Raw genomic sequence first — 15,301 nt, forward strand, 5'->3', positions numbered from 1 at the left:
GATCACGGTGCCGACGTCGAAGAAATGCGGGCGGAAGCCGGCCGGGGCGCAGATGCCGGGCGTGACGCCCTGCGTGTCCTCGAACCAGGACTTCTACCGCTCAGAGCACGAAGCCCGCGACGAGCTCCCGCAGCTCCCGGCCGGTCCGGGCGAGGCCGTCGGCGCTGCTGCGGGCCTCGGACACCGCGGTCGCGGTGGCTCCGGCGGCCGACGCCACCCCGGCGATGTTCGCGGCGATGTCCGAGCTGCTGATGGCCACCTCGGCCACGTTGCGGCCCATCTCACTGGTGGTCGCGGTCTGCTCCTCGACCGCGGCCGCGATCAGAGTCTGCAGGTGGCTGATCCGGCCCACCACGCCGCCGATCCGATCGATCGCGTCCACCGCCTCGCCGGTGTCGCCCTGGATCTGGCCGACGAGCCGGGCGATCTCGGTGGTGGCCTTCGCGGTCTCCTGGGCGAGATCCTTCACCTCGCCGGCGACCACGGCGAAGCCCTTGCCCATCTCGCCCGCCCGGGCCGCCTCGATCGTCGCGTTCAGGGCCAGCAGGTTGGTCTGCTCGGCGATCGAGGTGATCAGGGCCACCACCTTGCTGATCTCGCCGGAGGACTCACCGAGCTTGCCCACCGTACGGTTGGTCTGCTCGACGGCCGCGACCGCCTCGCCGGACACCCGGGCGGCCTCGCCGGCGCTCCGCGCGATCTCGTCGATGGCCTGCTTCATCTCGGCGCTGCCGGCCTCCAGCGTGCGTACGTTGCCGGAGACGTGCCCGGCGGACTCGGAGACCGCCCCGGCCCGGACGTCCGTGTCGGCGCTGGACGAGGCCATCTGCGCGGAGACGGCCGACAAGCCGGTCGCGGCGTCCGACAACACGCCGGCGTGCCCGGCGATCGCCGAGACGGTGTCCCGCAACGACGCCGCGGTCATGTCCAGCGCGTCGCCGAGCGTGCCCAGCTCGTCGCGGCGGCGCAGCCCGGCCCGCACGGTGAGGTCCCGCCCGGCCAGCCGGTTCAGCCCGGTCACCACGACCGCCAGCGGGCGCACCACCGACCGGGTCACGAGCGTGCCCATCAGCACGGCCAGCACCACCGCCACGAGCAGGGCGCCCAGCAGGATCCGCACCACGTTGTCGCGTACCCCCTCGACCTCGGCACCGAGCGCCGCCACCCGGGCGTCGACGGACTTCACAAGCGCGTCCGTGATCTCCAGTACCGTGCTGTACGCGTCGGCCGCGTCACCGCCGTTGACGCTGTCCATCACCTTGGCGCGGGCAGCGGGAGTGTCCGCCGCCAGCCAGCCCATCAACGTGTCGTCCCACGTGAAGAAGTCGTCCCAGGCGGGCGCGAGCCGGTCGAACTGGCTCTTCTCCGCGGCGGTCATCACGTCGGTGCGGGTGGTCGCCAGGTTCGCGTAGACGCGAGTCCTGGCTTTCAGCTCGCCCTCGCGGTTGTAACCGTCCGCGCCGGTGGCTTTCGCGGCCCCGTAGGCGCCGGCATCCGCGATCACCAGCCCCTGCCAGCCGGAGACGTCCGCGGCGTCGTAGGCCGTGGTCTGAATGTCGTCCCGCAGCTCCTGCAGGGCGCTGAGCCGCTGCTGGGCGCCCGACTGTTCCCGCAGGCCCCACCAGCCCACGCCGGCCGAGGTGACGATCAACGTGGTGAGAACGAGGTACGAAACGCCGAGCCTCCGGCCGACGCTCATATCGCCGATACGCAAAACAACACTCCCGGGGAAAAGGCATGCCCGACGGCATCCGGGGCTCTCTTCGGCGACGTTTCCGGATCGGTAAGACGTATTCGCACCGCGGCCGCGTGACCTGCGTCGCGTCGGCGGGCTGACCCGGCTCGTGGTCGACGACGCGCCGGCTGCACATGGGTGACGGCCCGCGAGAAATGCCCCGCCAGGGCGCCGGTGCGCTGGACGGCTTGGGGCTGGGTCGAGCGAATCTTCGACCGTTCCCCGTTCGCGGTGGCGACCAACGTCGCGGGCGGTCATCTTCGCCTACGACACCGGGCTGGTCCGGCCGCGGCACTGAAGACATCGAGTTGAGTCAATTGACGGGCCGTAATCCATTGGTAACAATGAATCCTTCTGGGAGCGCTCCCAAGCCTTGGAGGATCCTCCGTGAGTCCACATCTGGGTAGGCGGGTGACAGTGCTGACCGCAGCCGCCGCGACGGCCACGCTGGCACTGACGTCCTTGACGGTTCAGCCGGCGTCGGCCGAGCCGGTGCAGCACATCACCAACGGCGACTTCGCCGACGGGACGTCGGGCTGGTACTCCTACGGCACCACGGCGACCGGGGTGGACGACGGGCAGCTGTGCGCCACCGTGCCGGCGGGGCTGCCGAACCCCTGGGACGCCGGTATCGGGCAGAACGACGTCGCGTTGCAGGCCGGCGCCGCGTACACGCTCGCCTTCGACGCCACCGCCGCCCCGGGCGCCACCGTGCGGGCCGCCGTCCAGCTCGGGGCCGAGCCGTACACGTCGTACCTCAGTCGTGATGTCGCTTTGACCCCCGCCACGCAGCACCTGGAGTACACGTTCACCGCCCCCGAGGACACCACGGCGGGCCAGGTCGCCTTCCAGGTCGGCGGGGGCGCCGCGGAGTACCGGCTGTGCCTGGACAACGTGTCGCTGGTCGGCGGCGATCCGGAGCCGCCGTACGTGCCGGACACCGGCCCCCGGGTCCGGGTCAACCAGGTCGGTTATCTGCCGGACGGGCCGAAGAACGCGACCCTGGTCACCGCGGCCACCGAGGCGCTGGACTGGCGGCTCGAGAACGCCGCGGGGGCCGTGGTCGCCTCGGGCCGCACCACGCCGCGCGGGGTCGACGCCGCCTCGGGCCAGAACGTGCACACCATCGCCTTCTCCGGCTTCACCATCGCGGGCAGCGGTTACACGCTCGTCGCCGACGGGCAGACCAGCCACCCGTTCGACATCTCCCGCACCGTCTACGAGCGGCTGCGGCCGGACGCGCTGCAGTTCTTCTATATCCAGCGCAGCGGCGTCGCGATCGACGGAAACCTGGTCGGCGAGGAGTACGCCCGGCCGGCCGGTCACCTCGGCGTGGCCCCGAACAAGGGCGACACCAGTGTGCCGTGCCGGGCCGCCTCCTGCGACTACCGGCTCGACGTGCGCGGCGGCTGGTACGACGCCGGGGACCAGGGCAAGTACGTGGTCAACGGCGGCATCGCGGTGCAGCAGCTGATGAGCAGCTTCGAGCGTACGAAGACCGCGGTCACCGCCGCGCACGGGGCCGGGCTGGCCGACGGCACGCTCCGGGTGCCCGAGCGGGGCAACGCTGTTCCCGACATCCTCGACGAGGCGCGCTGGGAGCTCGAGTTCCTGATGCGCATGCAGGTGCCGGCGGGCCGGCCGCTGGCCGGGATGGCCCACCACAAGATGCACGACGCCAACTGGACCGCCCTGCCGACGCAGCCCGAGGACGACGCCGAGCAGCGCGAGCTGCAGCCGCCCTCGACGGCGGCCACGCTCAACCTCGCGGCCACGACCGCCCAGTGCGCGCGGCTGTTCGCCCCGTACGACGCGGCGTTCTCGGCCACGTGCCTCACGGCGGCCCGGACCGCGTACGCCGCGGCCAAGGCCAATCCCGCGAAGCTCGCGCAGGATCTGGGCGGCGGCGGTGGCGCCTACGGCGACGACGACGTCTCCGACGAGTTCTACTGGGCCGCGGCCGAGCTCTACCTGACCACCGGTGAGGCGGCCTATCTGACGGACGTGACCGCCTCCCGGCACCACACCGGCGACGTGTTCGCGGCCACCGGGTTCAGCTGGGGCAGCACCGCGGCGCTGGGCCGCCTCGACCTGGCCACGGTGCCGAGCGCGCTGCCGGCCGCCGACCGGCAGCGGGTACGCCAGTCGGTGCTCACCGCCGCGGACAGCTATCTCGCGACCATCGAGGCTCAGGCGTACGGGCTGCCGATGCCGGGCACCGCGGCCGCCTACTTCTGGGGTGCCAACAGCAACATCCTCAACAACATCCAGGTCCTCGCGACCGCGTTCGACCTGACGGGGGCCGCGAAGTACCGCGACGGCGCGGTGCAGGGCGCGGACCACATCTTCGGCCGCAACGCGCTGAACCAGTCCTATGTCACCGGCTGGGGCGAGAAGGCGTCGCAGAACCAGCACACCCGGATCTATGCGCACCAGAAGGACGCTTCGCTGCCGCACCCACCGGCCGGATCGCTGGCCGGCGGCGCCAACGCCGGGCTGGACGACCCGTTCGCCAAGGCGCTGCTCACCGGCTGCAAGCCGATGTTCTGCTACGTCGACGACATCGAGTCGTACGCGACCAACGAGGTCGCGATCAACTGGAATTCCGCCCTCGCCTGGGTGGCGTCCTTCCTCGCCGACCAGGGACGGGCCGAGCCGGCCCCGGCCGTCTCCTGCCGAGTGAGCTACACGAACTACGGCGACTGGGCTGATGGCAAGGGATTCACCGCGCAGCTGGCCGTCACCAACACCGGCACCACGGTCGTCGACGGCTGGGCCGTGCGCTTCGCCTTCACCGGCGGCCAGCGCCTGCGCGAGGCGTGGTCGGCCGAGGCGGCGCAGTCCGGCGCCACGGTGACGGCCCGCAACACCACCACCAACCGTCGCCTGCAGCCCGGGGCGACGGCGTACCTGGGCTTCAACGCCACCACACCGGGCGGGCCGAACCCGGCACCGGAGTTGATCACCCTCAACGGGGCTGCCTGCGGCTTCCCCTGACGGCGAAAGCCGGCCGGAGCGCGGCGGGTCAGGCGCAGAGCACCTCGGTCAGCCCGGTCACGTCGAGCACCTGCTGCACGATGCCGCGTCCGTTGACGACGGTCAGGCGGCGACCGGCGGAGGCGGCGGCCTCGTAGCCGGCGACCAGGGCGGCCACGACGTGCGAGTCGATGAAGGTGGTCCGCTCGAGGTCGACGACGATCCGCTCGACGCCGGGCCGGTGGGCGGCGTCGAGCAGCGTGCGGGACAGGGTGTCGCCGATGCTCATGTCGAGGTCACCGGTCAGGACCACCCGCAGGAGCCCGGGTGGATCCTGGCGCTGGGTGATGGTGAAAGCGGATTCGGCCACAGGCAGTGTCTAGCACAGGGGTGAGACATCGGGCTCACGGCTGGGGGAAGGCGGCCCAGACATGCTTGGTGTCGCCGTCGACGTGCCAGCACACCTCCTTGGCGAGGGAAAGGGCTATCCGCAGTCCGCGGCCGCCGGCCCGGATGTCGGGCTGCGGCTCCGGTGCCATCGGTACGTCCCGCGGGGCGCGATCGCTCACGTCGAGGATGTAGCAGTCGTCGGCCTGCAGCAGGCGGACCCGGATGGGCGGCAGTCCGTGGCGCAGGGCGTTGCCGGCCAGCTCGGTCATGACCAGGCCCATGATCTCGGCCTGATCGCGCGACGAGCCGAAGTGCCGCAGCAACCCGTCGCGGATCAGTCGCAGATCGTGGTCGGACGCGAGGTCCCAGGCGAGCAGCTCCCGGGGGTGCCCGGGAGGCGCAAGCATCCGCAGGGGCCCCATGGGGCCTCTTGTTGCCCGGCGCGCCCGGGCGGAAACCTGCCCTGTGGATGAACATGACAGCAATTCATGTAAGCAGAGAGTCACTCTCCGGAAGGAGCAGGGAGAGTGGTGCCGAGCCGGACCGGCGTACCGAAGTTCGGGCTGCCGTCGGCGTTCCAGGTGAACTTCTGCGCCCGGGTGGACCGGTTCATGTCGCAGCCGCCGCTCGCCGAGCTGTTGGCGTGATAGACCAGCCAGTCCTCCGTGCCGTCGGGGGACTTGAAGAACCCGTTGTGGCCCGGGGCGTAGACGCTGTTCGCGTCGCTGCGCTGGAACACCGGGGTCGCCCGCTTGGTCCAGTGCGCCGGGTTCATCGGGTCGCTGCCGGTGAGGGTGAGCAGCCCGAGCTTGTAGTCCGGACCCCAGCAGGCCGACGCCGAGTAGACGACCATGACCTTGCCGTCGTGGTAGAGCGGCTCGGGTCCCTCGTTGACCGGGGCGGTCTGGCGTTCCCAGGCGTACGTCGGGGAGCTGAGCCGCACCCGGGAGCCGGTCAGGGTCCAGGGGTTGGTCAGCCGCTGGATGAAGTTGGACTGCCCCGCGCCGTCGCCGCCGTAGGTGCCCATCAGGTACAGGCGGCCGCCCACGGTCAGGACACTGGCGTCGAGCTGCCAGTCGGTGCCGAGGTCGGCCTTGAAGCTGTACGGGCCCATCGGGTCGGTGCCGGCCGACTCGAGCACGTGCAGCCGCTGCGTGGGGTTGTAGTCGGCGACGTTCTGCCCGGCCACGTAGTAGAGGTACCAGCGCCGGCCGTTGGGGCCGTCGAGCAGATGGAACTCCGGCGCCCACATGTTGCAGCAGCCGTTGGCCCGCCCGGCCAGGTTGAACACCACGGTGTCCGCGGCCGCGTCCAGCCCCGCGAGGGTGGGGGAGCGGCGCATCGTGATGGTCGAGTTCCACGTCGTGGTGGCCAGGTAGTAGGCGCCGTTGTGGTACTGCAGCCACGGGTCGGGCCCGTTGCGTTTGATCGGGTTGGTGAAGGTGCCGGCGGCGCTCGTCGTCATGCCCAGCAGGGCGACCACGCCGGCGGCCAGCAAGCTGCGAAGTCTCATCCCGGCACCCCCGTCAGAAGTCTCATCCCGGCACCCCCGTCAGTAGACGAACGGCCAGCCGGCCGAGTCGTAGCCGAGCAGGTTGATGCCGAGGTACGACGCCCCGCTGTCGGCGTAGTAGTGGTAGACCAGCACCTCCGCGTCGGTGTCGGCGAACGCCGCCTGGTGTCCCGGCCCGTGGATGCTGCCGTGCCCGGCCAGCACCTGGGTGCCCCCGCCGGAGGTCAGGGCCGTGCCGTTGCGGTCGACGAACGGCCCGGTCGGGCTGGTGGAACGGCCCACCATGATCCGGTACGTACTGGAGGCGCCCCGGCAGCACAGGTCGAACGAGACCCACAGGTAGTAGTAGCTGCCGTGCTTGACCATGTACGGCGCCTCGATCGCCCCGCCGTTGCGCCCGGCGATCAGGCGGATCGACGAGTCCGAGCGCAGCCCGGTCGACGGGTTGAGCGCGATCTGCTGGATCCCCGACCAGAAGGAGCCGAAGGTGAGCCACCAGCGGCCGCTCGTGTCCACGATCAGGTTCGGGTCGATCGCGTTGTAGTTGCTGGCCGAGCTCGACTCGATGACCAGCCCGCGATGGGTCCAGCTGCCGGAGGCGCCGGTCGGGCTGGTGGCCAGGAAGATCGCCGAGCGGTTGACCCCGAACGTCGAGGCCGAGTAATACATGAAGTACTGCCCGTTGCGGTACGAGATGTCCGGCGCCCACAGACTCGCGCTGCCGCCGGTGTAAGGAGTCGTCCACGACGCCCCGTTGGGGAAGGCCACGCCCGCCGCTCGGAAGGCGGTGCGGTCGGTGGACGTACTCAAGGGAATGTTGTTGCCGGTCTGGGCCACGATGTAGGTGCCGGCCGGAGTCTTGACCACCGAGGGGTCGTGGGTGCCGGTGGCGCCCGTGACGACGCCCGGGCCGGGATAGGACGCCGGGGGCACGGTCGGGGTGGCCGCGGCGGCCGGAAGGGCGGCCGGCGACTCGGCGGCCTGGGCGGTGAACGTCACGGCGGAAGCCGCCAGGACGACGCCGATGACCGGCAGGGCAAGGATCGCCCGCCGGGTGAGCCGATGCTGGGACACGATGCTCCTCACTTCTCCGCCGGAGGGGGCGGCAGGCCCGTGGTGTGTTAACGCTCACAACGTCGCTGCGTTCCCCACCATGACCCGTCGGGCCGCGTCCTGTCAATTGATGAGCATAAATATGTTGCCGCCCGCCCGGCACTCCCGGACGGGGGCTCGGGAATGCCGGGCGAGGCTCAACCGCCCGCCCGCGGACCTCATGGCCAAGGGCCGGCCGCTCGCACGGCGGAGCGACCGATTCGCGATGAGCCGGCGCGATCGTGTGGGTTCCGTCAGGCGGTGCCGGACCGGCGCCAGGCGACGACCAGGAAGGCGACCAGGGCCACGAGGGGGATCACGCAGACCGCCCAGCTCAACCCCAGCGGCGGCCCCGGTTGCGTGAGGACTTGGACCGGCTGCGTCCGCCCCTCGCCCGTACCCTGCGGACCGTCGACCCGGAAGCCGAACGTGTAGCTGCCCGGCTCATCCAGGGCCACCACGTCGAGGCCCCACACGTCGAGCTTGCGGGGATGCCGGGCCAGCACCCCGTCGGCGAGGTCGTCGTCCAGCCCGGGGCCGGTCATCAGCAGCCGGCCCGACTTCCCGGCGATGCCGCCGTCCGGGATGAACGTGACGTCCATCGACTGCATCGCCCGCAGCGGCCAGGCCGAGAAGCCGACGGTCACCTCGTACGGGCCGGCCTGCACCCGCTCGGTGTGCACGACGTTCACCGGTTCGTACGCCAGGGCCGGGGCCGCCGGGAGCAGGACGAGCGCACCGGCGGCCACGGCGGCGGCGAGCTTGCGGCGGATCGGCATCACGCCACCCTTCGTACGACGGAGGAGTTGAGCATTCCGGCGAAGCGCCACGCGACGAAGCCGGCGGCCGCGCCGAGAGTCAGCCCGGCGAGCGCATCGGCGAGCAGGGCGCCGGGGGCGGTCACCGGGCCGTTGCCGACCAGGGGCACCTGGAGGTCGAGGCTGACGGCCGTGATCAAGCCACCGGCCGCCCCGGCCAGTGGGGCTGCCCAGCGCCGAGCGCCGATCAGGACACCGGCGACGGCCAGCGCGGCGACCAGCAGGAACATCGGGACGACGCTCGGCATCTCCGGCGGCAGGCCCTCGAGGCCGTCGCGCAACGGCAGGCGGCTGCTCTCGGCGTAGGCGTGCGAGGCCCAGGGTGCCCAGAACCACAGGATGATCTGCAGGACACCGAGGACGCCCGCGGCCACCACCGCGAAGAGCGGCCGGACCACCCCGGCGGCGAGCACCAGGCTCAGCGTGCAGCAGAAGGCAGCCAGGGCGACACCGGCGTTGAACGGCAGCGGGGCGTCCTCGAGCGCGTCGAACATCAGCGGGCTGAAGGTGATCAGAATCGGCAGGGCGAGGGCGAGCCCGATCCGGCCCCAGCGCCGGGCGTGGGCGTGTCCGAAGACGATGATCGAGCCGACCATCGTGACGGTGATCGAGCTGAAGAGCGCCATGTGCGGCGGGGAGCCGAGCGTGGCGTCGAAGCCGTAGACGGTGTGCCACCACAGGTCCATGAGCCCGTAGAGCAGGAACATCGCGGCGCCGGCCCCGGCGATCAGGTATCCCAGCGGGGCGTCGAAGCCCAGCACGCGTACGGTGCGGCCGCCCTCCCCGGGATCGACGGCGCGACCGGCGCGCTGGGCGGCGGTGGCGCGCAGCACCATCGTCAGCGCGGCCACGCCGGCGATGGCACTGCCCGCGTAGAGCATCAGGTGCGACAGGGTGAAGAACGTGTCGGGACCGACGTCGACGTGCCACTGCACGTCCCAGACGATGCCGAAGAGCGACGTCGTCGTGCCCAGGAGCACGGCCGACGCGCCGAGCACGCCGGCGGATGGACGGGGCATGGTGGTTCCCTTCAATCGGTGACGGTGATCGGGACAGTCACGGTTTCGGTGCCGGGTGCGCTGATGCGCAGCTGCCAGCCGCCCGCGGCCATCAGCGGGACGCCGGGCAGCAGGAACCGGCCGCCGCCCTGTGGCACGCCGGTGAGCACCGGCGACGCGTGGCCCATCGTGGGCAGCACGGCTTGGGCCTGCAGGGACGAGTGGCCCGGGGCGGTCACGATGAGGTCCCGCAGGCCGACCCGGGCGGAGTCCGGCGTGACCTCGACAGGGCGTTCGACCAGTGGGGCCGGGCTTGCCGGCCGGACGTCGACGGCCAGCGGCACGGTGACGATCCGGTAGTCCTTCTCGGCCTGCAGCCACATCAGGTAGCGCCCGGGCAGCGGAAACGCGAAGGTGAAGCCGATCCCGGGCCCGTAGGCGGCGACCGTCTCGTCCGGCAGTGTCAGCCCGAGCGCGCCCGGCATCGGGACCATCCCCGCGTGATCCATCCCGGTCATGCCGGGCATGGGGAACATCACGCTGCCGTCGTCCATGGCGTGCGCGTGCATCCACACCGGAGCGCCGGGCGCGCCGCTCTCGCTTAGCGGACCGACCACCACGAGGTGGCCGAGCATGCCGAGCCAGGGCTGCAGGTCGGCCTCATCGCCGATGCGCGCTCGCAGCGTCACGGGACTGGCCGCCACGGGGTCGGCCATCGCCAGCTGGACGCCGACGCCGTCGATGGCGGCGCTTCCGCGTACAGGCAGGGGGTCAAGGGTTGGGGCTTTGGATCCTGTCGCGGTGAAGCCGCCGAGCGCGCGTAGCATCTGCACCCCGCCGCCGCGCCGGGCCACCTCGGCGGTCACCGCGTAGCGGCCGGGGTTGTCCGGCGTGATCGTCAGCTGGAAGCGGCCGGGCGCGGTGCGGATCGGATGCGCGTGCCACAGGCGCCCCGACGGCGACACGACCATGAGGTGCAGGAACGCGCTGTCGTGCACCACCATGTCGTCGGCCGGCAGCCCGGTCGCGGCGTCCGACAGTTCAAGATCCACCTCCGCCCGTACGCCCACAGCGAGGCGTTCCTGCCGCACGGTCAGCATCAGCGGGGGCCGCGAGAAGTCCTGAACCCGGGGCAGGCGCGCATAGGGATCGGTGGCGTTGGCGACCGTGGGATCCAGATCGTCCCCGGCCCTCGGCGGCGCCGGCAGTGACGCCGACAGCAACGCGGCCACGACAGCGACCGCGACGCCTCCGACCGCGGCGCCGCCCGGCACCACAGCCCACCAGGTGTGCCGGGCCGTCAGCGCCACGACCAGTGCCACCGCCAGGAAGACGCCGGCCGTGACGAATCCGCCGTAGACGGTTCGCTCGATCGGGCTCAGGGCGACGGCGTGCACCACGAACGGGATGCGGGCCACTTGGTGCCCGTCGTCGAGGGCCAGCTCCCAGGGGCCCGGCCCGTCGACGTGCAGGGCGGCGCTGACCGGGCCGGGCGCGGCGGGCAAGGTGAGTGTGGCCGTGCTGTCGCCGCCCCCGGCGACCGGTGTGGCGCGCAGGCGCAGCTGCCCGGCCGGCTCGCCGGCGTGCGTGATCACGTCGACGTGCAGCGGGCCGGGCACGCTGGTCACCCGGCGCAGCGTCACGGTGAGCTCCCGGTCGCCCAGGCTCTGCGCCACCGTCACGTCGGCGCCGGCTGTCGCCCCGTCGGCGTACGCGGGGGTGGCGGCGCCCAGCACCACCACCAGAGCGGCGAGGAGGAGCCGGATCAATCTCATGCCCGGCAAGGTAGAAATCGGGCCTCGCCGCTGTCGTCACTCCCGCGAGGGATGCGCCGTAGCTCCCTCGAGCGATCCGACGCCGTCACCCGTTGCCGCCGGTCCGGCTGCCCCACCCGTCGACGCGTGCGCCGTGCCCAGCAGGCTCACCCGGGCCTTGTGCACCGGGCTGGTCATCGCGCCGTGATGCCGCTCAGCGGGCCTTCCGGCCGGGGAACCCACGTGTGGCCGGTCGGCGGCCGGCGCGACCGGTCACCGCCCGCGTCGGTACGTTCTCCCTCGCCGGCGCGTTCTCCCGCGTCGGCGCGGTCTGCCTCGCCGGGCCGGGCCGGTAGCCTCGGGCCGCCTGGGCGACCTGCTCGTCGGCGTCGCGGGTGAGCGCCTCCCGAATCTCCGGCGGGGTGCGATCGGAGGTGGCCAGCGCGAGGCGCACCTCGGCCGAGCGGTCCTCCAGCAGCGCGCGCAGGTCGGGCTCGTCGAGCTCGACCGCGCGCACCAGCGTGGCCCGCACCTCGGGCGCGTAGTCGGTGGCGAGGCGATGCCGCTGCTCGGGGCTGGTCCACTCGTTGCGGGCGAGGCCCTTGCGCACGCGTACGGTGCGGTCCTCCAGCAGCGCCTCGATGATCTCGGGGTGGGCCGTGCGGGCCGCCAGCCGCTCGCGCACCTCCGGCGAGGCGTCGCTGACCAGCTCCGTGGCGTAATCGGCTTCCAGGGAAGGCAGCTCGGCGAGCAGGCCACGCAGCTCCTTGTCCTGGGCCTTGAGCATCACGCCGCGAACGCGGTTGTCGCAGGCCGGGTTCGTGGCGACCGCCCAGCGCACGTGCCGGTCGGTATCACCCAGCAGCCGCAACAGCGTGCCCTGCGAGGCGTCCGGGTTGCGCGCGACGGCCTGCCGGACCTCCCGGTTCCGGTCGCGCGCGAGCGCCCGCAGCACCTGCGCCGACGCCCCGGACCGGGCGGCCAGCGCGGCCCGCACCTCGGCCGACGGGTCGGTGACCAGGTCGAAGAGCGTCTCGTGCGGGGTCCTGCGAGCGCGCGCGAGGGCGACCCGCTGCTCGATACTGCCGGTCACGCTCTGAGCTGCCATGGCGAGAAGTCTCCCACGGACCGTGACGGCCCCTCCCGGCGCCGGGAGGGGCCGTCACGGCGGGCGGGGTCGTCACTGCCGGTGGGGCCCCTCCCGGAATGGGCGGGGAGCGGCCACCATGCCGGCGGCCGCTCCCCGCGTCGGTGCGGTCAGCGGTGGGCCTTGAGCCAGCCCTCGATCTCGGTGACGACCCGCTGGTCCGGCTCGGCGAAGGCCGGCTGGTACTTCGTGGTGATGTTCATGGTGTGGGCCATCCCCGGGTAGATGACGAGCTTGTGGTCCTTGTTGCCGGCCGCGGCGAGGGCGGCGTCGGCGACGATGGCGGCGCGGGCCGGGGTCTGGATGTCGTTCTCGCCGTTGAGCAGCAGCGCGGGGCCCCGGAACTTCGGCAGGGCCTGGGACACGGTCGGGAAGCGGGCGATGTCCTTCGCGTAGCTGATCGTGTAGTCGTCGAGGTCCGGCAGGTCCGGGTAGGCGTCGATGTGCGTGATGGCGCGCAGCACCGGCCCGGCCTCGGCGTCGATCGCGATGCGCCCGTCGGAGTTGCGATCGGTGGCGGCGCGCACCTTTCGGCCGTCGAGCAGCACCGGGCGGAACTGCGCGGCCACCTCCTTCGGCTGCCCGAGCAGGCCGTGCGTCGCCTCACTGGCCGTCAGCTGCCCGTCACCGTTCACGTCGAACTCGTCGTGCAGCTGCACCAGCAGCCGGCCGTAGATCTGGAACGTCAGCAGCTCCTCGATCGGCAGGCCGACGACGCCCATCTCGATCACGCCGGCGGGCTTCGGGATGCCGAACGCCCGCGGATCGGCGGCGAGATTGGCGGCCACGTTGGTGCCCTCGCTGTGCCCGAGCAGGAAGATCTTCGACGGGTCGACACGGGCGTCGGCGGCCCCGAAGCGCACGGCCGCGGCGGCGTCCTGCTGAATCCGCGCGTACGGATTCTTGGGCAGCAGTTGCGCCGGATCGGTGCTCTCCACCGGGCCGATGCCGGTCACCCCGCGCTTGTTGAAGCGCAGCGTGGCGAACCCTTGCCGGCTGGCGGCCTGCGCGAGCGGGACGAACGTGGACCCCGCGCCGCCGGGCAGCGTCTGGTCCATGTCGTTGTGCCCGCTGCCGTGCAGGAAGACGACCAGCGGCAGCCGCCCCCGGGCGCTGCTCGGATAGGTCAGCTCGGCGTCGGTGACCCAGCCCCGGCCGAAGTCGATGCGCACCGGCTCGCGGGTGATGCCCGCCCAGCCGGACTGCGCGGCGGCCGCGGCCGCCGGGGCGCCGCCCTCCTGGAACGTGCCGGCGTGGGCGACTCCGACGCCCGCGGCGAGGACGGCGGCGGTCGCGAGCGCGGTCGTCGCGGTGCGGAACTTCTTCGTCTTGGTCATGCCGGAAACGCTATGGCGCGGGCCGCTCATGATCGATCCCGCCAGCGGCACTCTTCAGGTACAGCTAGCTGTACCGCCTGTCCCGCCCCGGCTGGACCTCACCTCGGCGACTCCATGATCGGCAGGACAGATCTAACCTGCGGCGGGCCGGCGCTGGCCGTGGATGCGGACCAGGCCCTCGATGCCGCGCAGGAAGGTGTCGGCCACCAGGGCGGGGTCGTGTAGGCAGCCGGCGGCCATGGCGCCGTCGCGGAGCATGACGAAGTGGCGGGCGGCGTCGGCGGAGGTGTCCTCGGCGACCTGGGCCATCAGGGTCGTCAGCGTGTCGAGGAACCACTGGCGGTGGGCGATGATCTGCTGGTGGACGGGGTGGCCGGGGTCGGGGAACTCCGCGGCGGCGTTGAGGAAGGCGCAGCCTCGGAAGCCCGGCGACTGGATGTTCGCGGCGATGGCGTCGGCGATGGCCAGCAGTGAGTCGGCCGCTGTGGCGTGGGCCGCGATGGCCGCGGTGAAGGCGACGCGCTCCATCTGGTGCACTTCCTGCAGGTACGTGACGACGAGGTCGTCCTTGCTCGGGAAGTGCCGGTAGAACGTGGCCCGGGTCACCTTGGCCTCGGCGATGATCCGGTCGACGCCGATGGCGTGGATGCCGTCGGCGTAGAAGATCTGGGTCGCGGTGGTGAGGAGCCGTTGCCGGGCCTCGGAGGGCCTGGTCTCGGAGGCGGCGCGGGTCATGCGCCCATCCTAGCGGGCAGAACGTTCGGTCTGCCAGTGCTGACCGTCACGCCCGGCCGCCGCCCGCGTGTGGAACGGCGCCGGTCCCCAAGCCGTTCCTCCGGCCGGCTGAGTCGTGACTCACGGGGCGGCTGCGTCCGCTCCGCCATAGGTTGGGGACATGAACGCCCTGGAGCTGACCGACTACCGTGCCGCCGTCGCCAAAATGTACCTGGCCGACACCGATCTGAAGGAGTTCCGAGCCCAGCGCGACGACCTCTTCGCCACGCACCCGCAGTCGGCCATCCCGTCCTCCGAGCGGGCCGCCTTCACCGGCCTGCGCTACCTGCCGCCCAACGACGACGCGATCGTCGAGGCGACGCTGCGCCCGGCCGACGGCGAGATCGACATCGACACCGGCGGCGCGGACGGTGTGGTCCACTACCGGCGCGCCGGCATCCTCGAGACCCCGCTCGGGGAGCTCTCCCTCTGGTGGATCGCCGCCTACGGCGGAGGGCTCTTCCTCCCCGTCCGCGACGGTCTCTGCGGCCACGGCGCCTACGGCGGCGGTCGCTATCTCACCGACACCGTCAAGGGCACGTTCGGCCGGGGCCTGCGGATCCTCTCCGACACGCGGGTGCGGCTCGACTTCAACTATCTCTACAACCCGTCCTGCGCCTACGACGACGCCTGGCAGTGCCCCCTGGCCCCGCCGGAGAACCGCCTCGACGCCACCATCGAGGCGGGCGAGCTCGTCTATCACGACTGACGGCAACCGGCCCCGCCGCCCGGAAAGGCGCGACCGCGGCGGCAGATGCCCGGCGCCC

13 protein-coding genes are annotated in these 15,301 nt (G+C 72.1%); 2 read left to right on the forward strand and 11 right to left on the reverse strand.

What is annotated here, in order from left to right; all coding sequences use genetic code 11:
• Positions 1 to 100: 100 nt before the first annotated feature.
• The gene (locus RAN62_RS28650; RefSeq protein WP_305787901.1) at positions 101 to 1,714 is read right to left on the reverse strand and encodes a methyl-accepting chemotaxis protein; all 1,614 of its coding nucleotides are present in this window, start codon (positions 1,712 to 1,714) and stop codon (positions 101 to 103) included.
• A gap of 432 nt (positions 1,715 to 2,146) precedes the next feature.
• On the opposite strand from RAN62_RS28650, the gene RAN62_RS28655 reads away from it, so the two are divergent.
• A complete protein-coding gene (locus tag RAN62_RS28655) occupies positions 2,147 to 4,732 on the forward strand; it encodes a glycoside hydrolase family 9 protein (RefSeq protein WP_305787902.1) in 2,586 nt (861 codons plus the stop codon).
• 28 nt (positions 4,733 to 4,760) lie between these two features.
• Here the strand turns inward: RAN62_RS28655 and RAN62_RS28660 are convergent, their stop codons facing one another.
• From RAN62_RS28660 to RAN62_RS28705, 10 genes are all read right to left on the reverse strand, one after another.
• Positions 4,761 to 5,081: an STAS domain-containing protein gene (locus tag RAN62_RS28660; RefSeq protein WP_305787903.1), complete on the reverse strand. Its 321-nt coding sequence runs from the start codon at positions 5,079 to 5,081 to the stop codon at positions 4,761 to 4,763.
• Between the two features lie 34 nt (positions 5,082 to 5,115).
• Positions 5,116 to 5,508, reverse strand: coding sequence for an ATP-binding protein (locus RAN62_RS28665; protein ID WP_305787904.1), 393 nt, complete (start codon positions 5,506 to 5,508; stop codon positions 5,116 to 5,118).
• A gap of 95 nt (positions 5,509 to 5,603) precedes the next feature.
• Positions 5,604 to 6,614 (reverse strand): glycoside hydrolase family 43 protein, encoded by a 1,011-nt coding sequence (locus RAN62_RS28670; RefSeq protein WP_305787905.1) that lies wholly within the window; start codon positions 6,612 to 6,614, stop codon positions 5,604 to 5,606.
• Positions 6,615 to 6,653: 39 nt separating this feature from the next.
• Positions 6,654 to 7,688, reverse strand: coding sequence for an arabinan endo-1,5-alpha-L-arabinosidase (locus RAN62_RS28675; protein WP_305787906.1), 1,035 nt, complete (start codon positions 7,686 to 7,688; stop codon positions 6,654 to 6,656).
• A 272-nt stretch (positions 7,689 to 7,960) separates the two neighbouring features.
• Positions 7,961 to 8,485 (reverse strand): hypothetical protein, encoded by a 525-nt coding sequence (locus RAN62_RS28680; protein ID WP_305787907.1) that lies wholly within the window; start codon positions 8,483 to 8,485, stop codon positions 7,961 to 7,963.
• The gene (locus tag RAN62_RS28685) at positions 8,485 to 9,543 is read right to left on the reverse strand and encodes a hypothetical protein (protein ID WP_305787908.1); all 1,059 of its coding nucleotides are present in this window, start codon (positions 9,541 to 9,543) and stop codon (positions 8,485 to 8,487) included. The genes RAN62_RS28680 and RAN62_RS28685 overlap by 1 nt, the downstream gene beginning before the upstream one ends.
• An 11-nt stretch (positions 9,544 to 9,554) precedes the next feature.
• A complete protein-coding gene (locus RAN62_RS28690) occupies positions 9,555 to 11,297 on the reverse strand; it encodes a DUF8832 domain-containing protein (protein WP_305787909.1) in 1,743 nt (580 codons plus the stop codon).
• Between the two features lie 193 nt (positions 11,298 to 11,490).
• Complete coding sequence (locus tag RAN62_RS28695; protein ID WP_305787910.1) at positions 11,491 to 12,384, reverse strand: hypothetical protein; 894 nt, start codon at positions 12,382 to 12,384, stop codon at positions 11,491 to 11,493.
• A 149-nt stretch (positions 12,385 to 12,533) separates the two neighbouring features.
• The gene (locus tag RAN62_RS28700; RefSeq protein WP_305787911.1) at positions 12,534 to 13,760 is read right to left on the reverse strand and encodes an alpha/beta hydrolase; all 1,227 of its coding nucleotides are present in this window, start codon (positions 13,758 to 13,760) and stop codon (positions 12,534 to 12,536) included.
• A gap of 132 nt (positions 13,761 to 13,892) precedes the next feature.
• Positions 13,893 to 14,495 carry a TetR/AcrR family transcriptional regulator gene (locus RAN62_RS28705; RefSeq protein WP_305787912.1) on the reverse strand — a complete coding sequence of 201 codons (603 nt, stop codon included), beginning with the start codon at positions 14,493 to 14,495 and terminating at the stop codon, positions 13,893 to 13,895.
• Positions 14,496 to 14,655: 160 nt separating this feature from the next.
• On the opposite strand from RAN62_RS28705, the gene RAN62_RS28710 reads away from it, so the two are divergent.
• A complete protein-coding gene (locus tag RAN62_RS28710) occupies positions 14,656 to 15,243 on the forward strand; it encodes a DUF1684 domain-containing protein (RefSeq protein ID WP_305787913.1) in 588 nt (195 codons plus the stop codon).
• Positions 15,244 to 15,301: the final 58 nt, after the last annotated feature.

Origin of the sequence: Symbioplanes lichenis, assembly GCF_030709675.1 — a bacterium.
Taxonomy (GTDB): Bacteria; Actinomycetota; Actinomycetes; order Mycobacteriales; family Micromonosporaceae; genus Actinoplanes; species Actinoplanes lichenis.